This window comes from Streptomyces sp. NPDC005485 (assembly GCF_040606085.1).
Taxonomy (GTDB): Bacteria; Actinomycetota; Actinomycetes; order Streptomycetales; family Streptomycetaceae; genus Streptomyces.
Genome location: NZ_JBEXDZ010000015.1, coordinates 51,929 through 75,426 on the forward strand (window position 1 = coordinate 51,929; position 23,498 = coordinate 75,426).

The 23,498-nt window shown below is 69.9% G+C and carries 22 protein-coding genes and 1 pseudogene; 7 read left to right on the forward strand and 16 right to left on the reverse strand.

Going from position 1 to position 23,498, the window contains the following annotated elements; translation table 11 throughout:
- Positions 1–543 precede the first annotated feature (543 nt).
- The 3 genes from ABZS97_RS08185 to ABZS97_RS08195 all read right to left on the reverse strand — a co-directional run bounded on the left by ABZS97_RS08185 (position 544) and on the right by ABZS97_RS08195 (position 3,662).
- A complete protein-coding gene (locus ABZS97_RS08185) occupies positions 544–987 on the reverse strand; it encodes a PIN domain-containing protein (RefSeq protein WP_356134942.1) in 444 nt (147 codons plus the stop codon).
- Complete coding sequence (locus ABZS97_RS08190) at positions 984–1,250, reverse strand: CopG family transcriptional regulator (RefSeq protein WP_356134944.1); 267 nt, start codon at positions 1,248–1,250, stop codon at positions 984–986. The genes ABZS97_RS08185 and ABZS97_RS08190 overlap by 4 nt, the downstream gene beginning before the upstream one ends.
- A 213-nt stretch (positions 1,251–1,463) precedes the next feature.
- Entirely contained in the window at positions 1,464–3,662 is a 2,199-nt protein-coding gene (locus tag ABZS97_RS08195; protein ID WP_356134946.1) for a sigma-70 family RNA polymerase sigma factor, read from the reverse strand.
- 228 nt (positions 3,663–3,890) lie between these two features.
- Between ABZS97_RS08195 and ABZS97_RS08200 the strand changes: the two genes are divergently transcribed.
- The gene (locus ABZS97_RS08200) at positions 3,891–6,602 is read left to right on the forward strand and encodes a pectinesterase family protein (RefSeq protein WP_356134948.1); all 2,712 of its coding nucleotides are present in this window, start codon (positions 3,891–3,893) and stop codon (positions 6,600–6,602) included.
- A 286-nt stretch (positions 6,603–6,888) separates the two neighbouring features.
- Here the strand turns inward: ABZS97_RS08200 and ABZS97_RS08205 are convergent, their stop codons facing one another.
- Together ABZS97_RS08205 and ABZS97_RS08210 are read right to left on the reverse strand one after the other, a co-directional pair.
- Positions 6,889–8,151 (reverse strand): MFS transporter, encoded by a 1,263-nt coding sequence (locus tag ABZS97_RS08205; protein WP_356134950.1) that lies wholly within the window; start codon positions 8,149–8,151, stop codon positions 6,889–6,891.
- Positions 8,148–9,506, reverse strand: coding sequence for an MBL fold metallo-hydrolase (locus ABZS97_RS08210; RefSeq protein ID WP_356134952.1), 1,359 nt, complete (start codon positions 9,504–9,506; stop codon positions 8,148–8,150). The genes ABZS97_RS08205 and ABZS97_RS08210 overlap by 4 nt, the downstream gene beginning before the upstream one ends.
- 86 nt (positions 9,507–9,592) lie before the next feature.
- Here ABZS97_RS08210 and ABZS97_RS08215 point away from each other — a divergent pair, with 86 nt between their 5' ends.
- Positions 9,593–10,261 carry a metalloregulator ArsR/SmtB family transcription factor gene (locus ABZS97_RS08215; protein ID WP_356134954.1) on the forward strand — a complete coding sequence of 223 codons (669 nt, stop codon included), beginning with the start codon at positions 9,593–9,595 and terminating at the stop codon, positions 10,259–10,261.
- A 174-nt stretch (positions 10,262–10,435) separates the two neighbouring features.
- On the opposite strand, the gene ABZS97_RS08220 is transcribed toward ABZS97_RS08215, so the two are convergent.
- Positions 10,436–11,158 carry a cation transporter gene (locus tag ABZS97_RS08220; protein ID WP_356134956.1) on the reverse strand — a complete coding sequence of 241 codons (723 nt, stop codon included), beginning with the start codon at positions 11,156–11,158 and terminating at the stop codon, positions 10,436–10,438.
- On the reverse strand, positions 11,149–11,484 hold the full coding sequence (locus ABZS97_RS08225) for a metalloregulator ArsR/SmtB family transcription factor (protein ID WP_356134958.1): 336 nt from the start codon (positions 11,482–11,484) through the stop codon (positions 11,149–11,151). Before ABZS97_RS08225 ends, ABZS97_RS08220 begins: the two co-directional genes overlap by 10 nt.
- A 357-nt stretch (positions 11,485–11,841) precedes the next feature.
- Here ABZS97_RS08225 and ABZS97_RS08230 point away from each other — a divergent pair, with 357 nt between their 5' ends.
- Positions 11,842–12,165 carry a helix-turn-helix transcriptional regulator gene (locus ABZS97_RS08230; RefSeq protein WP_356134960.1) on the forward strand — a complete coding sequence of 108 codons (324 nt, stop codon included), beginning with the start codon at positions 11,842–11,844 and terminating at the stop codon, positions 12,163–12,165.
- A 149-nt stretch (positions 12,166–12,314) separates the two neighbouring features.
- On the opposite strand, the gene ABZS97_RS08235 is transcribed toward ABZS97_RS08230, so the two are convergent.
- The 4 genes from ABZS97_RS08235 to ABZS97_RS08250 all read right to left on the reverse strand — a co-directional run bounded on the left by ABZS97_RS08235 (position 12,315) and on the right by ABZS97_RS08250 (position 16,237).
- Positions 12,315–12,521 (reverse strand): hypothetical protein, encoded by a 207-nt coding sequence (locus ABZS97_RS08235; protein ID WP_356135007.1) that lies wholly within the window; start codon positions 12,519–12,521, stop codon positions 12,315–12,317.
- A 500-nt stretch (positions 12,522–13,021) separates the two neighbouring features.
- Positions 13,022–13,573 (reverse strand): Uma2 family endonuclease, encoded by a 552-nt coding sequence (locus ABZS97_RS08240; protein WP_356134962.1) that lies wholly within the window; start codon positions 13,571–13,573, stop codon positions 13,022–13,024.
- 501 nt (positions 13,574–14,074) lie between these two features.
- Positions 14,075–14,878, reverse strand: coding sequence for a calcium-binding protein (locus ABZS97_RS08245; protein WP_356134964.1), 804 nt, complete (start codon positions 14,876–14,878; stop codon positions 14,075–14,077).
- Positions 14,879–14,944: 66 nt separating this feature from the next.
- A complete protein-coding gene (locus tag ABZS97_RS08250; protein ID WP_356134966.1) occupies positions 14,945–16,237 on the reverse strand; it encodes a hypothetical protein in 1,293 nt (430 codons plus the stop codon).
- Positions 16,238–16,704: 467 nt separating this feature from the next.
- Here ABZS97_RS08250 and ABZS97_RS08255 point away from each other — a divergent pair, with 467 nt between their 5' ends.
- Together ABZS97_RS08255 and ABZS97_RS08260 are read left to right on the forward strand one after the other, a co-directional pair.
- Positions 16,705–17,487, forward strand: coding sequence for a polysaccharide deacetylase family protein (locus ABZS97_RS08255; RefSeq protein ID WP_356134968.1), 783 nt, complete (start codon positions 16,705–16,707; stop codon positions 17,485–17,487).
- A gap of 170 nt (positions 17,488–17,657) precedes the next feature.
- Positions 17,658–18,131: pseudogene (locus ABZS97_RS08260) on the forward strand (RICIN domain-containing protein); the annotation flags it as partial.
- Here the strand turns inward: ABZS97_RS08260 and ABZS97_RS08265 are convergent.
- From ABZS97_RS08265 to ABZS97_RS08275, 3 genes are all read right to left on the reverse strand, one after another.
- Entirely contained in the window at positions 18,088–18,621 is a 534-nt protein-coding gene (locus tag ABZS97_RS08265; RefSeq protein ID WP_356134970.1) for a hypothetical protein, read from the reverse strand. The pseudogene ABZS97_RS08260 and the gene ABZS97_RS08265 sit on opposite strands and share 44 nt — an antisense overlap.
- A gap of 110 nt (positions 18,622–18,731) precedes the next feature.
- Positions 18,732–19,403: a DUF4097 family beta strand repeat-containing protein gene (locus ABZS97_RS08270; protein WP_356134972.1), complete on the reverse strand. Its 672-nt coding sequence runs from the start codon at positions 19,401–19,403 to the stop codon at positions 18,732–18,734.
- A gap of 212 nt (positions 19,404–19,615) precedes the next feature.
- Positions 19,616–20,731: an SGNH/GDSL hydrolase family protein gene (locus ABZS97_RS08275; RefSeq protein ID WP_356134974.1), complete on the reverse strand. Its 1,116-nt coding sequence runs from the start codon at positions 20,729–20,731 to the stop codon at positions 19,616–19,618.
- 352 nt (positions 20,732–21,083) lie between these two features.
- Here ABZS97_RS08275 and ABZS97_RS08280 point away from each other — a divergent pair, with 352 nt between their 5' ends.
- On the forward strand, positions 21,084–21,491 hold the full coding sequence (locus ABZS97_RS08280) for a hypothetical protein (protein WP_356134976.1): 408 nt from the start codon (positions 21,084–21,086) through the stop codon (positions 21,489–21,491).
- 90 nt (positions 21,492–21,581) lie between these two features.
- Complete coding sequence (locus ABZS97_RS08285) at positions 21,582–22,265, forward strand: DUF6766 family protein (protein ID WP_356134978.1); 684 nt, start codon at positions 21,582–21,584, stop codon at positions 22,263–22,265.
- 70 nt (positions 22,266–22,335) lie between these two features.
- Here the strand turns inward: ABZS97_RS08285 and ABZS97_RS08290 are convergent, their stop codons facing one another.
- Positions 22,336–22,824, reverse strand: a complete 489-nt coding sequence (locus ABZS97_RS08290) for a hypothetical protein (RefSeq protein WP_356134981.1) — start codon at positions 22,822–22,824, stop codon at positions 22,336–22,338.
- Positions 22,808–23,299: an RNA polymerase sigma factor gene (locus ABZS97_RS08295; protein WP_356134983.1), complete on the reverse strand. Its 492-nt coding sequence runs from the start codon at positions 23,297–23,299 to the stop codon at positions 22,808–22,810. The genes ABZS97_RS08290 and ABZS97_RS08295 overlap by 17 nt, the downstream gene beginning before the upstream one ends.
- Positions 23,300–23,498 lie beyond the last annotated feature (199 nt).

The window sequence follows — 23,498 nt, forward strand, 5'->3', positions numbered from 1 at the left end:
CGCGCCGCAGTCCCTGAGCGCCGGGCCCCGCCGGAGGCACCCCGATGGCCTCCTAGCCGAGGGATCGGAAAAGAGGTCGTGCCAGAACCGTGCCAGGTCATGCGGGGAACCACGGGGAACAGCGGGAAACACAACGTGCACCTATCAGGTGCTAGCACAGTCCTGTCGCAGGCCAGAAGGATGCCCACGTCTGTGTCACCTGAGCTTCCCAAGCTGAGAGTGCGAGTTCGATTCTCGTCACCCGCTCTTTTCTGAAGCCCCAGGTCAGCGACCTGGGGCTTGTTCATTGGGGAGCCGTTGCTGCGTTTTGCGGGCATTTCTGCGCCCCGAGATCGGGCACGTAGAGGGCAAGCGCGCCTCGCGGGGGCGCCCCAATCGCGTCGCAGCGTGGCGGTGACCTGCACTTTCACGTAGATGAGCCGGAGGCGAGCCCTCAGCCCGCTGTCCCCCGGGCGAGGGCGACAACCGTCCTGCACGTGCTTCGTCGTGGCCGGTGCACAAGCCCCTTGCGGGAGGGGGCACTTGACCGCCGAGGACCCTGCGTCAGAGCGGAAGGTCCTCGGGGAGTACCCGGAACGCCTTGTAGCGGCCCAACGGGCGTACGGCCCGGAAGTCCCGTCGGTCGAGGGTGAGAATCGCGTCCGTGTCGTAGTCGGCGGCAAGCGCCACGTTCACCGCGTCGGCGAGGTCGAGGTCCAGCGCGCGGTAGCGGACACGGACAGACTGGGCGGCACCCAGGTGGTCCTCCGTGATCTCCGGCAGGACGACACGCCCCCGGCTCATCCAGCGCCGCAGGTCGTCGACCGCGCTGAGGGCGGCCTCCCTGCCGAGCTCACGCGTCGCCACGTGATCCAGTTCGGCCAGCAGGAGCGGGGACATGACCAGTAGGCCGGCCGCCATGATCGCCTCGTTCGCCGCCCCGTGTTCCGGATGAGACGAGTCCAGGGCTGCCAGAAGGCCGGACGTATCGGCGATAACAATGATCACGCGGCGGATCCGGAACCCGAGCCGGCCTCACGCCGGGCGGCGTCGGCGACCGTGTCGCGGACCTCCGACTTGGACGGCGTGCGCCCCGGCCCCTCGAAGGTGCGCGAGAACAGCGGCTCGTCCCAGACCCGGTTCGCCATGGCCGCAAGGTGGATGCCCTGGCGGATGATCTCGGCCTCGCTGATACCCCGGCGCTTGGCGGCCTCCTTGATGATGGCCAGGTCCTCGGGGTCGGCGTAGACGTTCGTGCGCTTCATGGACATGTACCAAGCGTAGTCCATGTACCGGATTGATGTATCCGGTGTGCTTTCCCATGTCCCGTTGACGGGGACCAGCCGAGCCGACTCCACAGGCCCCGTCCCAGTGCCGGACTGTGCGCACCTCGGTCGGGCCACGTGCGGCGAGAGCTCAGCATGGGCAGTGGCGCTGGGCCGGTCCCGCCGTCGCACCGCGTCGACTCCCCTCGGTCGCACCGATCAGGACATCTCGGCGCCGATCCCGCTGTCGCGGGTGTTGCTCAGGAACGGTGTGGCGGACAGGGTTCCGTCCGGGCCGCGCGGGGCGGTCGTCTTCGAGGCTTCGGTGAGGTGCAGTGCCGTCGTCGTCCAGCCCCGTTGGTTCCACGAGTTGCCGGTTTGCCGTGCCGCGTCGCCCAGCCACGATTCGGGGTGGTTCGCCAGGGCGAGGTTGTGCTGGAGCGTCGCGGCGGAGTGGACGAAGGCGAAGCCCGCAGCCCCGTTGCGATAGGCCGTGTCGTTCGTCAGCCGTGGGGCCGCCCTGTCGCCGACCTCGGTGAATCCGAAGCCGGCGTTGTCCCAGGCTGCGCTGTCCGTGGTGATCTGGGCGGCCTGGGCCGTCGTATCCCCGCCGAGTTTGAAGCCGCTTCCCCCGCTGGAGAAGTCCACTAGGCCCCAGCGGTTGACGCCGTTGCCGAACGACCAGGTGTGATCGATGGTGACGGCGCCCGTGAAACCGCTGATGTCCATGCCGTCGCCGGAGTTGTCGTAACTGCGGCATCCCTGGATCCTGTTTCCCGTGCCGGTACCGTCCCGGAACACCAGACCGTCGGCGTATCCGCCCTGGGGGCCGGTCTCGTGGTTGTTGAAGAAGTCGCTGTTCAGCACCCGGTTGTCGTGTGTTCCGGTGCCGCGGAACAGCAGTCCGCCCCGGACGTTGTCATGGACGCTCAGACGGGTGAAGACGTCGTCATGGCAGGAGTCGCAGGCGTAGCTGACGTCGGGTGCGTGTACGATCTCGATGCCCTGCACCGTCACATACGCGCCGCTCTGGACGACGAACCAGGCGCGGGACGGGAGCCGGGATCCGTCGAACACGGGCCGTTCGTCCCGGTAGTTGCTCACCGTGATGCGGCGGGACGGCGTACCGGACGACTTGAGGGCGATCGTGTCGCCCGGGTGATAAGTGCCCCCGCGGACGGCGACCGTCTGACCGGGCAGGGCCTTGGCGGCCGCCCGGGTCACCGTGGCGAACGGCCGGGCCAGGGTACCCGGATTGGTGTCGTCGCCGTCGGGGGCGACGTAGTAGTCGGCGGTCGCGACACCGGAGTAGGCACGGGCGCCGGTCGTCGCAGTGGCGGACCGCGGCGACCGCGACGCCGAGGGGGCGGAGCCGGGCAGGTGCTCGACGCTCGTGGCCGGGGACGGGAACGGGCCGCGTGCCGCCGGACCGTCGTGCGGGTGGGGGGCGTACTGGTGGACCGCGAGGGTGATGACGGCGGTCAGGGTCACCGTGGCGCCGACGACCGCGGTGGATTTGGCGGAGACCATCCGGTGAAGGCTGTGCCACAGTGAAGACAGCAGGCCGTGACCCGTGCCGTGCCGGGCGACGAGGGAGGGGATGCCCGCCGCCAGGCCGGCCGGGACCGCCAGGCCGCTGAGCCGGATCGGCAGGCTGTCGACGGAGCCCCAGGAACTGACCGCCGCCTGGCAGCGCGGGCAGTCCGTCACATGGCGGCCGAGCTTGGCCAGCACCCGCGCCCCTGGGGCGGGCGGACCGCCGTCGGTCAGTGCGCCGAGTTCGGGGCAGCGGGGTCGGGCCCGCCACGCGGCGAGCACGCCGACGGCGAGCTGGAGCTTGGCCTTCATCCGCTGGAGGCGTACGGCGGTGTGGGGAACGCTCAGGTTCATGGCCTCGGCGACCTGCTGGCGGCTCAACTGACCGGCGGCCTCCTGCCACCACAGTGCCATCTCCCGGCGTTGGTCGTCGCTGAGCCAGCGGCCGGCCTCCAGCAGATCACTGCCCGCGCGGGCCAACGTCTGCCGGTCCACGGTGAGTTCGGCGACGTCGGCGGAGGAGTCGGGTATGTCGTCCGCGTCGGTCAGCGCCAAGTGGCGGACCGAGGAGGCCTTCTGACGCCTCCCGTAATCATGCATCTGCCGGATCGCGATGGCCACGATCCAGGACCGGAACCGCTCGGGTTCCCGCAGCCGGGGAAGCGCCCGCAGAGCGCGCAGCATCGTCTCCTGGACGACATCGTCCACGTCCGGATGGCCGTGCAGACCTCGCCCGATCACGTTGTAGATCAGGGGCAGGTACTCGTGGAAGAGGGCCGCCTGTGCGTCGGTGTCACCGGAGCGGGCGGCGTTCACCAGGTCGGTGCCCGACGGCCGCGCGGTCGTGTCAGCCGCTGCGGGCCGAGCTGAAGCCTTGCGCAAAGCATCCTCACAGAGTCATCGCTCGGCGGAAGCGGTCATGATGGCACGCCGGTCGCCCTAGCAGGCACCGGGCCTGGTTTGGGGCACCTCCGGGGTGGATCCGGGGCAACTTCCGGGCGGCTTCGGGAATTTGTGTGACGGGACTTGTTATGGGCCGTGGCGGTGGGCCGTCTCCGTGATGACAGCGGAGATCTCCGTGGTGTCAGCGGAGGAAGGAAACCGAACGGCATGTACCTAAGTCGCGGCAAGCGGGCCCGGAGCAAGCGGCCCCGGTGGCGTATCGCGGGGCCGGCCGGCGTGGCCGCCCTCGTCGTCCTGGGCGGGGTCGCGACGGCGGCCACCGTGGTGACGAACTCAGGTGACCAGGCGACCGGTGTCAAGGCGGGCACGTACACCCTGGCGGTCGCCAAGAGCGGCCAGTGCATGGATCTCGTCGGGAGCGGCAAGTCCCCCGGCACGCTGATCCAGCAGTGGGGCTGCGGAGCGGGGCAGAGCAACCAGCAGTGGACGCTGGTCGACCGGGGGTCGGGCAGGTTCGGCATCAAGTCCGTGGCCAGTGGCCTGTGCCTCGACGTCCCCGGCGCCTCCACCGCCTCCGGCACACGCCTCCAGCAGTGGGGCTGCGGAACCGGTCAGACCAACCAGATGTGGACGCTGAAGCCGGCCCGGGACAACACGTACCAGATCGTCAACGCCGGCAACGGCCTGTGCGTCAGCGACGCGGGGGCGAGCACCGCGCCCGGTGCCGCCGTCATCCAGGAGACCTGCACCACCAACAGCAACAAGCGCTGGTCGCTGACCGCGGTCGGCAGCACACCGAGCACCGCGCCCTCGCCCGCGCCCACGGCCCCCTCGGGCAAGACCATCACGGTGGCGGCCGACGGCACCGGCGACGCCAGGACCGTCCAGGCGGCGATCGACAAGGTCCCGGCGAACAACACCAAGCCGGTGACCATCGCCGTCAAGAAGGGCACCTACCGGGGCGTCTTCACCGTCCCGGCCGACAAGCCCTACGTGACGCTCAAGGGCCTCGGGTCCGCCCCCTCCGACGTGGTGCTGGTGGAGAACCACCCGGCCGACGCGAAGAAGCCGGACGGGACGCCGTACGGAACCAACGGCAGCGCGACCGCGTTCGTCAGCGGGCACGACTTCTCGGCATCCAACCTGACCCTCTCCAACGACTACGACAAGGGGACCGTCGGCACCAGCCAGGCGGTGGCGCTCAGCCTGTCCTCCGACCGGGCGGTCTTCACCAACGTGCGGATCCTCGGCCACCAGGACACCTTGCTGCTCAACGAGTCCGCGCGGGCCTACTTCCTGAAGTCCTACGTGTCCGGCACCGTCGACTTCGTCTTCGGCCCCGGAATCGGGGTCTTCGACCGGTCCGAGATCCACGAGGTGGGCAACGGCGGTTACCTCACCGCCGCCAGCACTCCGGCGGCCCGCCGCTACGGATTCCTCTTCTACAAGTCGGACATCACCGGCTCCGGAACCGCGGGCACCAGCAGCCTGGGCCGCCCGTGGCGGCAGGACGGGCAGGTGCTCTACCGCGAGTCCACCATCGGGCCGTTCGTGAAGACCGGGCAGCCCTGGAGCGACATGTCCAGCGCCACCTGGAAGAACGCCCGCTTCAGCGAGTACCGCAACGCCGGCGCCGGCGCGACGGTCAACTCCAACCGGCGGCAGCTGAGCGACGCCCAGGCGGCGGACTACACCCCGCAGAAGTACCTGGCCGGCTCGGACGGCTGGAACCCCGTCACCACAACCGGCACGACCACCACCACGTCCGCCACGGTCTGCAGGCCCACCGCCTACGGAGCCAAGGCAGACGGCGTCACGAAGGACACGGCCGCCCTGCAGAAGGCCATCGACGCCTGCGCGGGCAAGGGCACGGTGGAACTGACCAGCGGCAAGTACCTCTCGGGCGCCCTGACCCTGCCCGGCGACCTCACCTTCACCCTCGACTCCGGCGCGACCCTGCTCGCCTCGCAGAACGCCGCGGACTATCCCTCCTCGGGATCGAGGCTCGCCCCGCTGCTGTCCTCGTCCGGGGCGAAGAACCTCACCATCAACGGCTCGGGCACGATCGACGGCCAGGGCGGTCCCTGGTGGACCCGGACCAGGGCCGAGTACGCGGCGGGCAAGACGCCGTCGTCCCGGCCCGGCCTGGTCGACATCGGTGACGCCTCCGGCGTGAAGATCACCGGCATCACGCTGAAGAACGCGCCCAACGTGCACATCACCCTGAAGAAGGTCACCGACGGCACCATCGACAGGATCACGATCTCGTCGCCGGCGGACTCCCCCAACACCGACGGCATCGACGTCTGGTCGTCGTCCCACGTCGCGGTCACCAACAGCACCATCGACGCCGGTGACGACGACATCGCCATCGACTCCTCGCCGCAGGGCGGACCCGCCCACGACATCTCACTGAGCAACTGCATGATCCTGCACGGCCACGGACTGTCCATCGGCAGCTTCACCGCGGGCGGCATCCACGACATCGACATCCACGACAACACCCTGAGCGGTACCAACGCGGGCGTCCGGATCAAGACCGCGCGCGGCCGGGGCGGCGAGGTCCACGACATCACCTACCGGAACCTGAAGATGACGAACGTGCGGACGCCCATCCAGGTCGTCGGCTACTACCCGAAGGTCCCCGCGGACGGCGACGCCGCCCAGGCGGTCACCAGCAGCACCCCGAACTACCACGACATCACCATCTCCGGCATCACCGCGACCGGCGCCACCGAGGCGGGTCAGATCATCGGCGTCCCCGAACGGCCCGTCACCGGGATCACCCTGAACTCGGTCACCATCAGCGCCAGGACCGGCCTGACGGTCCGCAACGCCACGGTGCGCACGAACTCCACCACGATCAAGCCGGCATCGGGCTCGGCGTATCTCGTGCAGAGCAAGGCCACCGTCCGGTGATCCCGATCCCGTAACGCACAGGGATCCCGTAACCACAGGGAGGCCGGGACCGCACCGCGGCCCCGGCCTTCCCCCGTGCGCCCGAGACGCTCGCGGCGCACGACTGTTCCGCGAGGCTTGGATCACCGGAATGCGCAACCTCTTCCCCGGCGAACCCAAGCCCGGTCCTCGACCTCAGCGACGGCCGCGCCTCCCGCCTCACCCGCGAGCAGAAGAGCCGCTTCGTCGCTCCCTGCTGGACCGCCCAGATGTACCGGCGCTTCGAAGACCAGGGACATCCACGGTCTCAGTTGTCCACCGGAGCGGGACGTGGGTGAGTTTCGTACATGCGGACCGCGACAACGAACCCGGAGACGGCGGTCAGGGCCGCGACGGTCCAGATGGCGGTGGTGAGGCTGCAGGCGTCGGCGAGGACTCCGGCGACCAGCGCGCCGACTGCGAAGCCGCCGTCGCGCCACAGGCGGTAAACGCCGACGGCGCGGGCCCGCCAGGCGGGGTGGGCGACGTCGCCGATGACGGCGAGCAGGGTCGGGTAGACCAGGGCGGTGCCGATGCCGAGCAGGATCTGGGCGGTGGCCCAGACAGAGAAGGCGGTTCCGGCGGCGACGAGGGCGATGGCGGCGGCCTGGAGGAGCATGCCCGCGGTGATGAGGTGTTTGCGGCCGATGTGGTCGGACCACCAGCCGGTGAGCATCTGGCCGGCGCCCCAGACCGCGGGGTAGAGCGCGGCGAGGACGCCGATCTGGGTGACGGACAGGCCGTGGGCGGCGAAGAGCAGAGGAAAGATGCCCCAGGCGAGGGCGTCGTTGAGGTTGTTGACCAGGCCGGCCTGGCTGGCGGCGGACAGGGCCTTGTCGGTGAGGCTGGTGCGGCGGGCGATCTGGGCCGTCGTCAGGTCCGTGGCGGCCTGTACGGGGTGCAGCGCGGCCTCGGCGCGGGCGTGGTCGCGGGTCTCGCGGACGAAGACGGTGGACAGGCCCAGGGCCAGGACCAGGTAGGCGGCGCCGAGGAGGAACGGCTCCGGTCGCAGCCCGGCGTGTTCGGCGATGGCGCCGGTGCCCATGGCGGTGGCGGCGACCGCGACATAGCCGGCGGCTTCGTTGAAGCCTATGGCCAAGCCGCGGCGTTCCGGGCCGACCAGGTCGATCTTCATGATGACCGTGGTGGACCAGGTCAGGCCCTGGTTCATGCCGAGAAGGACGTTGGCCGCGATGATCCAGCCCCACGAGGGGCCCCAGGCGAGCATGGCGGGCACGGGCAGTGCGATCAGCCAGCCGGCGATCAGGACCGGCTTGCGGCCGTAGCGGTCGGAGAAGGTGCCGGCGAAGAAGTTGGTGATCGCCTTGGTGGTGCCGAACGCCAGGATGTAGGTGAGGGAGGCCGTGTAGGCGGACAGGTGGAAGACGTCGTCGGCGAGCAGGGGCAGAACTGTGCGTTCCTGGCCGAGCATGCCGCCGACCAGGGCGTTGACCAGGACGAGCAGGGTGAACTGGGCGAGGTTGGCGCGCAGTCCGAGCCGTATGCCGCCGGGGGTGGCAGTGGTGGTCACGCACCTGACTCCAGCTCGCGGCCGGTGGCCTTGGCCCAGTCGGCCGGTCCGCCGACCAGGACGGCGAGGTCGTCGTGGCCGGCGCGCGCGAGGAGGCTCGCGGCGGTCATGGCGCGCTCGCCGTGCCCGCAGGCGACCACGGCTCCGGCGGGCGCTTCGTCGCTACGGGTGGTCAGTTCGGCGAGTTCGATGCCGAGGGCGCCGGGGATGTGTCCGGCTGCGTGCTCGGCCCGCTGCCGGATGTCGAGGACCGGGCGGTCGGCGATGCGGTCGGCGGTGACCAGGTCGATGGTCTGTTCCTTGCCGCCCGCTGCCTGCCACGCGGCCCACTCCAGGTGGCCGGCCAGCCGCTCGTATCCGATCTTCAGGGCCTGCCAGGTGAGTTCGGTGAGGTCCTGGCCGGGTGCGGTGACGAAGACCAGCGGGGTGTCGTCGGGCAGCAGCCAGCCGAGCCAGGTGGCGAACTGGTCGCGCAGCGGGATGGAGATCGCGTCGGGGACGTGGCCGTGGGCGAAGTCCGTGACGGGGCGTACGTCGATGATCTGCGCGCCCCGGCCCAGTAGTTGGCGCGTCCCGGCCGCCGAGAGCGCGGGGAAGGTGGGGGTGCTGGGGAGGACCGCGGGACCGCTTCGGTTGATCTCGCCCAGGCGGTCGAAGTAGGCGGGGTAGGAGCCGAGGCTCGCCAGCAGCTTCCGTACGAAGGTGTCCTCGTCCGGCGCGGCAAGCAGGGCGTTGGCCTGCTTCTGGGCGCCGATGGTGGTGGTGCGCTCGGCGCCGGGCGGAGCGGAGCAGAAGGAGCCGGCGCCGTGGGTGGGCCATACGGCGGTCTCGTCCGGGAGTTGGGCCAGCCGCCGCAGCGACCGGTACTGGGCGCGGGCCAGTTCCTCCTTGCGGTCGGCGCCGAGCAGGTCTGTGCGAGCGGCGGAGCCGACGATGAGGGAGCCGCCGGTGAAGACGCCCAACTCCCCTGTGCCGTCCAGGAGGAGGAACGACAGGTGCTCGTCGGTGTGGCCCGGGGTGGCCAGGGCCCGCAGGGTCAGCCCACCCAGGTCGGCCTCGTCGCCGTCGGCGAGCGCGGTGTGCGGGAAGGCGCGGTGTCCGGCGGCGGAGGCCAGGACGGTCGCGCCGTCGTCGGCCGCGAGTTGGAGCGCGCCGGTGAGGAAGTCGGCGTGCAGATGGGTGTCGGCGGCGTAGGCGACGCTCAGCCCGCGCCGCTCGACGGCGGTGCGCAGGGCGCGCAGGTCCCGGCTCGCGTCCACCGCCAGGGCGCGCCCGTCACCCAGGTCGACGAGGTAGGCGCTGTTGCCCAGCCCCTCGTCGACCAGCGGTATCAGGTGATCGTCGGCGAAGCCCATCAGGTCCTCCTGGTGTCACGGTAGGTGCCGGATGGTGACGGCGCCCGCCTCTAGGTACAATATTCCATGGATTTATGGAGGATGCCATGGGAGACCCCGCGCGCAAGTCGGCGCTCTACGACGCCTTCGCCCACACCGGCAAGGCGCTGAGCAGCGGAAAGCGTCTGGAACTGCTTGACCTGTTGGCCCAGGGCGAGCGCACCGTCGACGCCCTCGCCAAGGCGGCCGGACTGAACCTGACTACCGCCTCGGCCCACCTGCAGACCCTCAAGCAGGCCGGGCTCGTGGCCACCCGCCGTCAGGGTGTGCGCATCCACTACCGGCTGGCCGGAGACGACGTCGCCGCTCTCTACGCCACGCTGCGCCGGGTCGCCCAGACCCACCAGGCGGGCGTCGAGGCCGCCCGCGCCGCCTATCTCGGGAACGACCAGCCTGAGGAGGTCGGGTGCGAGGAGTTGCTGGCCCGCGTGCAGGCGGGCGTGGTCGTCGTGCTGGACGTGCGTCCGGCCGAGGAGTACGCCGCCGGGCACATCCCCGGCGCGCTCTCCATCCCGGTCGAGGAACTCGCCGACCGTATCGCCGAGTTGCCCGCCGACACCGAGGTGGTCGCCTACTGCCGCGGCGAGTACTGCGTCCTGGCCCACGAGGCCGTACGGCTGCTCAACGCCCGCGGGCGGCGAGCCGTACGACTGTCCGACGGCATGCTGGAGTGGCGCCTCGCCGACCTGCCGACGGCCACCGAGGAAGCCGCGTGATCCCCGCTCCCCCGGGGTTGCGGGGCGGGCCGGTCCCACGCGCTCGACCAGGCACGCGCTCAGGTCGCGGCCTCGATTGGGGCCCGGCCGCTCGGCAGCTGTCCCCGGCCTGTTCGCAGTGCACGCACTGACCTCGCCGCCGCGCAATCCTTGCACCGGAGAGCCGCCGGAGGGTCAGTTACAGCAATCGCAGCCTGGCCGGCAGCCACACCCGTCGTCCGCCTCAGTACCGGTGGCCGGTACCGTCACCGCAGGGGTCGCGCAGCACCCCTTGCCCTGCCAGGCGTCGCGGCCTTCCTTTGTGGCGATGGCGGCGATGACGAGGGCTGCGATGGGATCGGTCCACGACCAGCCAAGGGTGGCGTTGAGGACCAGGCCGACCAGGAGTACGGCCGAGAGGTACGTGCACAGCAGCGTCTGCTTGGAGTCGGCGACCGCGCTGGCCGAGCCGAGTTCGCGGCCCGCGCGGCGTTGGGCCGCCGACAGGAACGGCATGACCGCGAGCGAGAGGGCGGCGAGCACGATGCCGGCAATGGAGCGCTCCGCCTCCCCCGTGCCAGTGAGCGCGCGGACGGCGTCGACAGTGACGTAGGCGGCAAACGCAAAGAACGACAGCGCGATGATCCGCAGAGTTGTCCTCTCGCGCGCCTCGCGCACGGCATGCTCGCGGGCGGAGAACTGCCAGGCCACCGCAGCGGCAGAGGAGACCTCGATGACGGAGTCCAGGCCGAAGCCGATCAGGGCGGTGGATGAGGCGAGAGTGCCGGCGGTGATGGCGACGATCGCTTCGATGACGTTGTAGGTGATGGTCGCTGTGACCAACAGACGTATGCGACGGGCGAGTTCGTCTCGGCGGGCCAAGGAGGGGCCGAGGGATATCGCGGTCATCAGCAGCATCCCTTGTCGTCGGCATCGGCACAGGTGCGATCCGTCTCGACAGCCACCACAGCGGCACGCAGGTCGTCCAGCGCGTGACCGAGGCGCTCGTCCGCCAGTTCATAGCGGGTGCGGCGGCCGTCGGGCACTGTGACGACGAGGCCGCAGTCACGCAGGCACGCGAGGTGGTTGGAGAGCCGGGTGCGCGAGATGCCGAGCGTGTCGGCGAGCTCGGCCGGATACGCAGGGGACTCGCGCAGCGTGAGCAGGATGCGGCAGCGGATCGGGTCGGCGAGCGCGCGACCGAACCGCGCCAGCACCTCGATGTCAGGGGCAACAGTCAGCACAAAAAGACAGTACACGACTACATGAATTCAGAAAATCCTGAACTGCGGTCGATGCGCCTGAGCCTGACCGGTCGGGCCGGTCGGCGACATGGCCGGGCCTCGGGTCCACCGTCGCCACCCTCATGCGACTGCTGCGACCGGTGGGGCGAGGACCGGCGGCAGGGTTTGAGGTCAGAGGGTGATGAACGGCGAATGCTCGATGAGCAGGAGCTTGCGCAGCGCCGAACGAAGACGCGACAGAACTCGGCGGCGCGACAAGGCGGGTGTGGACATGGCTCCCCCAGAGGTAAGGTACGCGCGGGTGCGTACCTAAGGTGAAGGTACGCACTCACGCGTACCTTGTCGAGGGGTGAAGAGATGACGGCAGACGAGTTGGAGCACCCTCGCGTCGAGGACCTTGAGATGGGGCCCGTTCTTCTGGCGCTCGCGGACGGCAATCGGCGCCGTGTCATCGCCGAACTCGCCGAACGGCCGGACGAGGAGCGGCTCTGCGCTTCCTTCGACCTACCGGTGAGCAAGTCCAGCCGCACCCGTCACTGGCGAGTGCTGCGCGAGGCGGGCCTGGTCCATCAGCGGGACGCCGGGAACGGGCTGTACATGCGTCTGCGCAAGGACGACCTGGAGCGCCGATTCCCCGGCCTGATCCAGGCCGTTGTGTCTGCGGACCAGGGCCGGAGCTGACCTGCGCGACGGCCTGCGCGGGTGGAACTCGAAATGCCGGGTCGAGCCACCGGCATGGCATACCCCCCAGGGGGATACTCGCCCCGTAGCACTGCCACCTCCGGAAGGGCGCGGGTCTGTGGATGCGGCCCTGTTGATGGGCTGGCAGTTCACCGCCGCGGAGTTCGTCGGACCGTGGAGCGGCGCACCACCGCCTGCACGACGGCGGACAGCGCGAAGCCGAGAATCAGCGCCCAGGTGACCTCCCAGGTCATCGACCCGGCAATGGACAGTGCGTGCCGTACGGCTGCTCGGTGACGACCGGCCGCCGCGGTGAAGTCGGCTCCCTTGCGAAAGAGGGAGCGGGCCAGGGCCACGGCGGCGTAGGAACAGGAATCGCCACCAGCGGTCCGATGAGGGGACCGATCAGCCTGGCCGCGCCCGATCCTGAACATCTACCGGAAGTCCGAGTTCGACAACCAGGTTGGTGGAGGCGATCTCGAACGCCGATCCCGCCCGCCCAGGCGGGGTACGAGACCACTACCGCATTCCTCATGGGCGGCTGGGTGTTGGGCTCCGGCAACAGCGAGGACACTCGTCGCAATCGTCGTCCGCTCAGACGCAGGCGGACGATGACCAGCCAGGCGGGCTGACTTTCCAGCAAAAACAGCAGATCCTCAACAAGTTCTGCAACTCGTCCCAGATGCGCGGACAGGCGGGAGACAACTCGGCCTTCCCGACCTGCATGGCGAACTACTACGTCACGGACCAGGGCATGGCTATGCCGAGGTAGGCCCGCCAGCGTCGTCCACGCCCCTGCACACGGCCCACAAGCGGGCCCACGCAGGTGTCCTCCGAGGATTCCCCTCCCTCCAGATCAATGAGCGCCGGTCTCCGCTTCGGGCTTGGGCAGCTCATCCAGGTCAAGAGTGAAGGTACGGCCGTCGGCCAGCTCGATCGGAAGTTTGCCCGTGCCGTACTTGTGGGTGCGTGCCGTGATGTAACCGGTACCAGTGGGCTCGGTGTGGGCGACGACCTCGCCGGCGTACGGGTCCACCACCAGGTAGACGGGGATGCCGTAGCGGCCGTACTTGGCGGTGCAGTCGTCGTAGTCCTTGCGTGCGGAGGAGACCGACACCACCTCGGCGATCAGCAGCACGTCCTCGAAGCTGTAGCGCTTGCCCTGCCGCTGGGCGTCCTCACGCAGGATGGCGAAGTCAGGGGCGGAGTTCTCGTCCGCCGGGAAGTCGATGTAGACGTCGGAAACGGTCTTCGCATGCCTGCCGAGAGCGAGCGAGTCGATCTGCATGGATTTGATCGTGCTGGAGTGCTCGAAGCTCTGCGGGGTCATGATCACCTTCCCGTCAACACCGAAGAAGATCGTGTATCCCTCGGGGAACTCGGTGTGCATGATCGCATCGACGCTCATCAACGGCTCCTTCCCATCGGCTCCCAGAATACGGTCGACGCCCCGACCAGCGGCCACTTCGGACCCACAACCACCTCCTTGCCGCCCAGCGCCGTCGTCAGCCGTTGATCAATAATCCTCGGTTTCCTGAGCGGGGCTTCAAACGCAGCGGATGGCTCTGAGGGCCTGATCCCGCGTGTGCCTTCCGAAGCATCGGCCCCTCATGGAGGTGAAGGCAGTGAGCAGCCCCTTACGCAGCAACCAGTACGCGGGCCGCTGTGCACGATCTCCTACGGTCGCCCCGTCAGTCCGGTCGCCGGTTGTGCCGTAGGTGTGGACGGCTCAGCCCTGTCCGTCGTCGTGCGGCAGCAGGACCTCAAGTCGATGCCCGGGCAGATGCCTGGTCTCACGCCCGACGCTTAAGAACCTCCCCAAGCGGGACCGTCAGTTCGATTCTCGTCACCCGTTCCATGCGAAACCCCCAGGTCAGGGACCTGGGGGTTCTTTGTTGTCCGGATCGGGTTACTGCACGTCCACGAAGTCGCCGGTCGCCTTGGCGGGCGGGGTGGTGGAGGTGCCTGCGAAGTTCCAGCGCCAGTAGCCGTCCTCGGCCGCGGCAACCGTGGTCGTCAGGCTGCCGGTGCTGGAGGTGTAGCCGGTCTTGACCGTCGTGTAGGTGGTGGTGCCGGCCTTGCGGAACTGGAGCTTGACCGGCTGGTTGGTGTAACCCCGGTAATCGAGATTGTCCCAGTCGGCCCGGGTGAGCTTGCCGGTGACGGTGAGGGTCTTGCCCTTGGCTATCGGCTCCGGGCTCGCGTTCACAGTGAGTTTGGCGCTCCGCTGCAGGCGGGTCGTGGTGTAGCTCGCCGTGTGGGTCCAGGTGTCGTCATTGGCCACCCCCTGCACGCTGACCTTCCAGGTGCCGGCGTGGGCGTTGGTGAGCGCGGTGCCGCCGTACTTCCAGTCCGGCTCGAGGGAGATCGTCTGGGAGCAGGTGGAGGTGGTGGCGCTGGAGGCGACGCAGTCCGCATGGGAGTAGTACTCGTTCGACACGATGCGGTCGTCGTAGGTCTCGTAGGGGTTCGCGCCATCCGGTCCACGCCACAGGACGAAGTCCGCGTCCTGGATGCCCGACGGGTGGGTGAAGGTTGCTGAGACCGTGACCGTCTTGGCGTCGAGACCGACCACGATGTCCTTGCCACCGTCGAAGGAGACGTTGCTGATCTGGACGTCGGTCTGGGTCTCGCCCGCGTAGGCACCGGCGGCAGTGAAGCCGGCCAGCGCGGTGACGGCACCGAGCAGAGCGAAGGCAGCGCGCTTGCGCATGTATCTCCTTGCCAGAGGGAAGATCGGGAACCCGCCGAGCGGGAGCGGCGGGGCAGTCGAGGCCGGTCAGGGGCCGGTGACCGACTTGATCGTGTACGGGAAGCTCTCCTGCTGCCAGATCACCGTGAACCGGGAGGTCGGGCGGGTGTCGACCTGGGGGACCTTGCCGTCCGACGTGAGTGTCTTCGTGGTGCCGAAGGTGCCGCCGCGGCTGATCAGGCGGGCGCCGGCCTTGGTGTAGCTGTACGGGGGCGTCGACTTGGGGACGACCGTGTGGAAGACGAGCATGCCGTCGCCGTCGTCGTCGAGGGCCAGGTCCGGCCGGTCGCCGAGCCCGAGGCTGGTGACGGTACCCCTGGTGCCGGCCGCGGACAGCCGGCGGCCGGCCAGCTCCAGCTTGCCGTTGGTGTAGCGGGTCCACACGATCATCGAGTCGCCGTCGAGGTCGGTGGCGAGGGCGTGGTGAAAGCCCACGTTGTCCGTGGACGCCGAGATGCGCAGCGGCGACGACAGCGTGCCGGTGCGGCTCCAGCGCGAGGCCCAGACCTGCGAGCGGTCACCGCCGCCGGAGTGGTAGCTGACGACCGCGTCACCGTCCCGGTCCACGCCGATCCGCACCATGCCGAAACCGCCGTACGCCGCGATCGGTGTGGTGAGCACCTTCGTCGAGGAGACCGACGTCGACGTGATCCGCTTGGCCACGACTTCCGAGCCGCGCACCCAGGCGACGACGAACTGGCCGCCTCGGTCGACGCCGATGGCCGGCTTCTCGGCGGAGCCGCTGCCGAGGGTGATGGCCGCGCCGAGCGTGCCGTCGAGCTTGAGGCGGCGGGCGACCGCGTACCAGCTGCCGTCGCGGATCTCCGTCCAGACCGCCATCGCGGTGCCGCCCGGGGTCACGGCGACCGCCGGGGTGGTCGCCGGCGCCGACGTCGACAGCTTCTGGAGCGGTCCGACGAGGCTGCCGGAGGCCGAGACCCGGCGGCCCACTACCTGGCTGTCCTGCTGCCAGACCACCGCCGAGTCGCCGGTGTCGTCGGAGGCGGCCTCCGGCCAGGACGGCGCGGCGCCGTCGGGCGACAGGGTGCGGATCGCCGTCACCGTACCGCTCGCGGTCTTCACTCTGGTCTGGATCCGGTAGTAGCAGCCCGGCGTCGACAGGTCGCAGGCGTTCCAGGCCAGCAGGGCGTCGCCCTGCCGGTCGACCGACACCGTGGGGGAATCGTCAGGGGTCCAGCCGGAGGCCGACACGTTCCACGTCGACGTCCACGCGGCCTCGGCATTCATGGCCACCGTCGCGGTCACCGCGATCCCGGCCGCCGCGGCGACCGAAAACCCGGCAAGAACACGACGCTTCACCGAACGCCGATGACGTGCTGCACGCTGAGCCACTCTCATCCCCCGCTTCATTCCCACGACTTGGGCACAGCCATCACACAGGCAGCCCGTCGTACCCAGCGCACCTGCGGACTCAAACGTCACATGCGGCACGCACGCCCCGGCCGAGGGCACCTGTCATCACTTGCCGTCCGCCACCGCCCTGAGGGGCCTCATCCGCACCGCCCAGAGGGGCCTCACCCGCGCTCGATTCGCCGGCGCGACGCGGTGCAGCCGCCGACGGTACGAGAACGCCCGACGGCACCGAGCCGGCCAGGCGGTGACCGTGGCTCTCACGTTGCCGCTGACGCCGCCGCGGTTCCCGTGGACTTCCTCGGAATTGTCCGTGATCGGTAACAGACGGATCCTGCGGGCGCCATTGCTCGTCCTGCCAGGTGGTCGGGAGATGACCGAGGGGTCGGCGAAGAACTGCGGGAAGCGGGGCGGACATGGCACGGCACGGTGGCGGGCGGGGCTGGTACGGCAAGGTGTTCGGGGCGGCGCTCGGGGTGACGTTGCTGACCGTGGGTGCCTCGGTGTGGACCGCGCAGGCCGATGGCGTGGACCGCTCGACGCCTCGCGCGGTCGCGCCGCCCGCGGCGGGCGCCGCGGGCGGCGGCGTCAAGGCGGTGGCGGTGACCATCGCGCACGCCTCGGACAAGGGCCCGCGCGGCGTCAACATCACCATCGACGACGGCCCGGACCCCGTGTGGACCCCTCAAGTGCTCGACGTGCTGCGGGAGTACGGGGTGAAGGCCACGTTCTGCATGGTGGGGACGCAGGCGCAGGCCCACCCGGACCTCGTGAAGAAGGTGGTCGCGGCCGGGCACCGGCTGTGCGACCACTCGGTGTCGCACGACACCACCATGGACAAGAAGCCCCAGGCCTACCAGTCGCAGCAGATACTCGACGCCGAACGCATGATCACCAAGGCGTCCGGGGGCGTACGGCCGATGTACTACCGCGCGCCCGGCGGAGCCTTCACCCCCTACAGCCGCAAGCTCGCCGCCTCCCGGGGCATGCGCCCGCTGGGCTGGAACGTCGACACCAAGGACTTCGAGCGGCCGGGCACGGACACCATCGTCGCCACCGTCCAGCGGGAGTTGTCCAACGGTCCGACGCTCCTCTTCCACGACGCGGGCGGCGACCGCTCCCAGACCGTCGAGGCGCTGCGCCGGATCCTCCCCTGGCTCAAGCAGCAGGGCTGTTCCTTCGGCTTCCCGGTGCGCTGAACCCCGGCCCGCCGAACCCAGGCCCGCTCCGAAACCCCAGGTCAGCGATCTGGGGTTTTCTGCGCGGCAACCCTATGCGTGCCCTGTGACCACAAGGAGTCGGATCCGGTCCCTCCAGTGCCTGGATTCGCCCTTCCTCTGGTGCACGGTACGCAAGGAGAACACCCCCCGTGAAAGACCCAGACCCCACGAACGGCGGGCGCCGCGGGCGTCACCGCCGCCGCTGGACCGCCACAGGTCTGCTGTTCGGCATCCCCGCCGCCGTCGTCGTGCCGTATCTCCTGTTCACACAGGAGGAATCGCAGGCCGCGCCGGTCGACAGCGCGGCCTATTACCAGCTGGTCTCCGTCCGCAGCGGCAAGGTGATGGACGTCAACGGCTTCTCCACGGCTGACAGCACCCGTATCCAGCAGGTTACCGACCAGCACACCGCCAACCAGCAGTGGAAGCTGAGGCCCACCGGCGGCGGCTACTACGAGCTGGTGAACCGCAACAGCGGCAAAGTGCTGGGCATAGCGGGCGGTTCGACCGCCCGCGCGGCCGCCGCCGAGCAGCAGACCGACAGCTCCTCCGCCTCCCAGGAGTGGCGGATCGACGCGTCTACATCGGCACCAACGGACGCGGTCTCCAGTACGGCGACCCGTCCTGACCCCAGCACCCCACCGGGGCCGCAGGCACGCCGGCCTGCGGCCCCGTCCCCTTGGTGGCGAAGACATAGAGGCGCAGGACGGCGAAGCGGGCCGTGCCCGCGAGGGCGGAGGCGCTGAGGTAGACGAGCTGCTCGGTCTGCATGCCGGGGGAGGCCTGCGTCAGATGCAGGACGAACACGGCGATGCTGGTCGCCAGGTAGGCGGCGACGGCCGAGGCCGCGGACCGGCCGTGCTCCCGCCATCCGGCGCCGCGGCCCTTGCCGAACGCGTAGCGGGCGTGGAGTTCGGTGCACAGCAGGGTGGAGACGACGGTGACGATCGCGTTCGAGACCACCCAGGGCATGATCCTGGCCGACAGCGGTACCGCGAAGCTGGAGAGGACTCCGACGCCGCCTCCCAGGATCACGAACCGTATGAAGGAGGCGACGGGTCCAGGGCCGGCCGGAGTCGCCGTCGCGGGCTTCTGTGCGAGCGGCGACTTCATCAGAGTTCTCCTTTGCGGGTTGCGGGTTGCGGGTTGCGGGTTGCGGGTTGTCGGTTGCTGGCTGCTGGTTGCCGGTTGCGTGACAGAGGGCGGCTTTCGTCGGTTTCGGGTCAGAGGCTGCGGGCGGTGATGTCGCCGTGGGCGGTGGTCGCGCGGATGTTCAGGCCGGCCTCGGCGCCGTCGGTGTTCTTGAGCGCGTTGTGGATCCGGCCGTAGCCGGTGCCGGCGTCCAGGGAGGCGGAGACCCCGGGGGCGGCGCCGACCGAGATCTCGCCGGCCTCGGTACGCAGTTCGACCGTGCCTCGTACGGCCTCGGCGATCCGGATGTCGCCCTTCTGCGTGCTGATCTCCGCGGCGCCGCCCAGCCGGCCGACCGAGACGTCGCCGGCCTGGAGGGTGAGCCGCGCGCCGGCGGTCTCGTCGAGCTTGACCGTGGCCTGCGCGCCCTCGAAGACGACGTCGCCCAGCCGGCCCACGCCCCGCAGCTCGGCCAGGGCCGCCTTCGCCTCGACGTGCGAGCCGGCGGGCAGTTGGACGGTCACCTCGACGGAGCCGGAAGTGCCGAGGATCCGGTTGCCCGCTGCCGGGGTCTCGATCCGCAGGACCCCGTCCTCGTAGGCGACCGTGATCCGTTCCGCCGCCTTCACGTCGCGGTTCTTGGAGGCGTCCGCGGGCCGGACCTCGACCGTGGTGTCGGCCCGGTCGGCGGCGATGAACCGGATGAGTCCGGCGGGGATGTCGAGGACGGCGGCGATCGGGGCGGAGGTGGCGAACTTCTGCATGGTGCGCTCCTTGAGTTCAGTGTTTCTGACTCCGGAAACGCTACGTTGCGTTCGCTAGATCGGCAACGATGTTGTTGCACTCGAACATCATCACTGCAGGTGAGAGGCAATAAATCGTTGCAACAGGTGTACTTTTAACGCAACACTCCCCCTCATTGACGTTGCAATGAAGGGGAGTGAACGCTATACGGGAGACGCCGGGGCGCCCCTGACTACCAGCGCAGCGGAAGAGTGGCCAGGTAGTCGTCGAGCAGCCCGGCGATGATCCGGTGGTCGTGGAAGGAGGGGTGCCAGTCGCACCCGAGGTAGTCGAGGCCGGGGCCGTCGTAGTACCAGTAGCGGACCCGGCTGTCGCCCCGGCGGTTGCGTGTCTGGACGATGCGCAGGGCGGTCTGGGCGAACGCGGGCGTGTTGGCGACATAGGTGGCGCTGACCACGATGAACGTCCTGCTGCCGTACCGGGCACGCAGCTTGTCGATGAAGCCGTGATAGGCCGTCTCGTAGGCGGCGATCAGGTCGTCCTGCGTGGTCCAGGGCTCGCCCGCGTTGAGCGGGGTCGAGAAGTCGTTGATGCCCAGGCCGACCACGACGACCTGCGGCTGCCAGGTGTCGGGCTTGCGCCAGACGTCGCCGTCGACGTTCAGCAGCGCGCGGTCGTAGTAGGTGCGGAAGTCCGTACCGGGGCTGCTTCCGTTGTAGTTGCGGACCATGCCCCGGCCGGAGTAGGCGTTGATCTGGTAGTCGGCGTCGAGGCGCCGGGCGGTGAGGGCGCCGAAGGCCAGGTCGGCGTTGCTGTTGCGGTTGACTCCGCCGTTGCCCGAACAGTCGTGGACGGTGGAGGCGTTGCCGTAGCCCGCGGTGTAGGAGTCGCCGATGAACTCGATCTGCCTGCTCCGCGCCCGGGGCCCGGCCAGGACCGCACCCCCGGGCGCGGCGACGAACCCGCCGAACCGGCCCACGGCCCAGGGGCTTTCCGTGCGCTTGACGAGCCGCACGCTGTGCTCGGCGTCGGAGAGGCCGTCGATCCAGGACGTGGTCCGGCCCGGAGTCACCAGTGTGGCCACGGTCGTTGCGTCGATCCGGACGTCGTAGTCGTTGTCGGAGTCGTCGAGGACGATGCCGACCCCGGTACCCCGGAACCGGCCCTCGAAGTAGATGCCGGGCCAGGTGTACTGCACAAACCCGCCACCGGCCTTCACGACTCGGCCCACCGTTCGGTAGCGGGCCCGGACACCGGACGCCTGCGCGGGGGGTGCGACGGCGGTGACGACGCCCGCGGCGGCGGCACTGACGAGCGTCCTTCGGGACAACTGACGGGGCGTCTGCACAGGGTCACTCCTTTGACGGATGGACGTAACGCTGCCGAGGGCGTCGCGGACCGCCCCTTGGGCGCCCCGGCCGGGCAGGCCCTCCTCCCCGTCTCATGGGAGCGCTCCCACAATCAGATGTCCTCCAAAGTGGCCGTCACACGAGCCTCCGTCAACCCCTCGGACCGCTCTGGCCCGACTGGTCATGCCCGACTGGTCCGGCCCGATCGATCCGGCCCGATCGATCCGGCGCAACCGCTCTAGCCCGAACGCCCTGTGTTCGCACCGGATACGGCGCGGCTGCCGTGCACCGCAGCCGGCGCCGCATCAGCATGGCCCGACAGCCCTGACGTACGGACAAGCGGAGGTCTCGTTGTCGCGCTGGAGGTGCACCGGGCTGGTGGTGTTGGCCGGCGTGGTCTGTCTGAGCGGCTGCAGCACGCTCGGGGAGCGGGAGGCGGCCGCGTCGCGGGCGGCCCTGCGTTTCGAGGAGAGCGTCCGGCGGGCCGACGCATCCCACGCCTGCGCGGCGCTGGCCCCCGCAACCCGGCAGGAGGTGGAGCAGTCCGCCGAGTCCCCCTGCACCAAGGCCCTCCCCGAGGAGCAACTGTCCTACGCGGGAGCGGTGCGAAAGGTGCACGTCTACGGGCGCCAGGCACAGGTCGTCCTCGACACCGACACCCTGTTCCTGTCGGTCTTCCCGGCCGGGTGGAGGGTCACCGCGGCGGGCTGCGTGCCGCGCCCTGAGCAGCCGTATCAATGCAAGGTGAAAGGCGGGTGAGCGGGCGACCATGCGCACCCTGTTCACGCTGGTCCTGCTGACGGTCGGCGTCGGTCTCGGCTACTTCACGGCAGTGGGGCTGATGCACCGGTGAGCCGCCCGACACGGTTCGTGAAGGACAACAGCCTGACCCTCGCCTTCGGCATCGGCTTCCTGCTCAGCCTCGCCGGGCAGGCGGTGACCGGCCATGCCGACTTCAACAACCAGCTCGTCACCGACGGGCTGCAGCCGATCGGGTTCCTCCCGTACCTCGCGACCTCCGACTTCGCCGTGGACGTCACCGAGAACTGGCAGTCGGAGTACCTGCAGTTCTTCCTCTACGTCTTCGGCACCGTCTGGTTGGTCCAGCGCGGTTCACCCGAGTCCAAGGAACTCCACAAGATCGGCGTGGAGAGTGACCGGGAGCAGAAGGTCGGCGACCACGCGAGTCCTTCCTCACCGGCCTGGGCGGCCGAAAAGGGATGGCGGCAGACGCTGTACTCGCGTTCCCTGGGCGTCGTCATGGCCGTCATCTTCCTGTGGTCTTGGCTGGCCCAGTCCATCAGCGGCACGGCCGCCTACAACGAGGAACACCTGCGGCAACTCCAGGCACCCATCTCGTGGGTGCAGTACCTGGGCTCCGCCGACTTCTGGAATCGGACGCTGCAGAACTGGCAGTCCGAACTCCTGGCCGTCGCCTCGATGGCCATCCTCTCGGTCTACCTGCGCCAACGCGGATCCCCCGAGTCCAAGCCCGTCGGTGCCGCCCACTCCTCCACCGGGGTCGAGGGCTGAAGCGTCGAGGGCTGAAGCAAGGGGCGCGGGCATCGGTCACCGGGTCGAGGCGGAGCCGGGGTCCTGCCCACTACCGTCCGGCGGTGCCTTGGGTGGTCGGGACGGCCCTGGTGCCATCCGTCGACGGTTCGGCGCGGGCCGAGGGCGGGGTGGCCGACGGGGCGTACGTGCGCGTCGAGCGGGCGGTGCCGGCCGGGGCGCTGGGCACGGCGGTCCGGGGGGCGGGGGTGGAAGTGGGGCTGCTGGGCTCGGGGGATGCCGGCCCGGTGGGGCGCGGCGGCGTGGGACTGGTCGCGGGCGGCGGGGCCAGCGGGACTGTCGGGGTGCTGGGCCGCTCGGGACCCGCGAAGTGCAGCGGCAGGGCGATGAGGGCCGCGGCCGCCAGGGAGAGGGTGACGCCCGCGGCGGCTCGGCGCAGGCGGCGGCGGGAGGCGGTGCGGCGGATCGTCTCGTACCGGTCGGGCGGCGGGGCCAGGTAGTCGGAGGACGGCGGGCGCAGGATGACGGCGAGGGGGTCGTCGGGGTCGAAGTCCGGGCCGTCGTCAAAGCGTGTGGTCAAGGCTTCTCCTCAGGTGGGCGCGGAGCATTTCGCGGGCCGCGTGGAGGTCGGCCTTGACAGTTCCTTCCTTGCGCCCGGTCAGCACGGACACCTCCCGGATCGGCATGTCGGCGTAGTAGTGGAGGAGGATCGGCACGCGCAGCCGTTCCGGCAGGGACTGCACGAGGAGGCGTACGGACGGGTCCACGTCCTCGGTGTGGGGGCGGACCGCCGCTTCCGTGCCGGCCCGGCGGAGCGCCTTGCGCTCGCGCTCCATCTTGCGCCAGTGGTCCCGGACCAGGTTCGCCGCAGTCACGTAGAGAAAGCCGCGCGGCTCCTCCACGGACGTCCACCGGGCCCAGAGCCGGGTGAACGCCTCCGAGGCGATCTCGTGGGCCGTCCCGTCGTCGTCGACGAGCCGGCGGCACCAGCCGGCCAGGCGTGGATACAAGGCCTCGAACAGTTCGGACGCGGCCTGGTCGCGGGACCGTTTCAACGCTCTCCATGGTCGTGAGGACAGTTGCGGGTGACGGTCGTTGGGGACGGTCGTGGGGGGACCTGGTCGTGAGGGAGGATGCCCGGACGTCGGCGGGCGTTCCATCGGCCGGACGTTCGCCGTGGGACCGACCCGGTGAGCCCTCGGACCCGTTGGCCCCTCCGGACCGGTCGAACCCTCGGTACCCGTTGACCCCTCC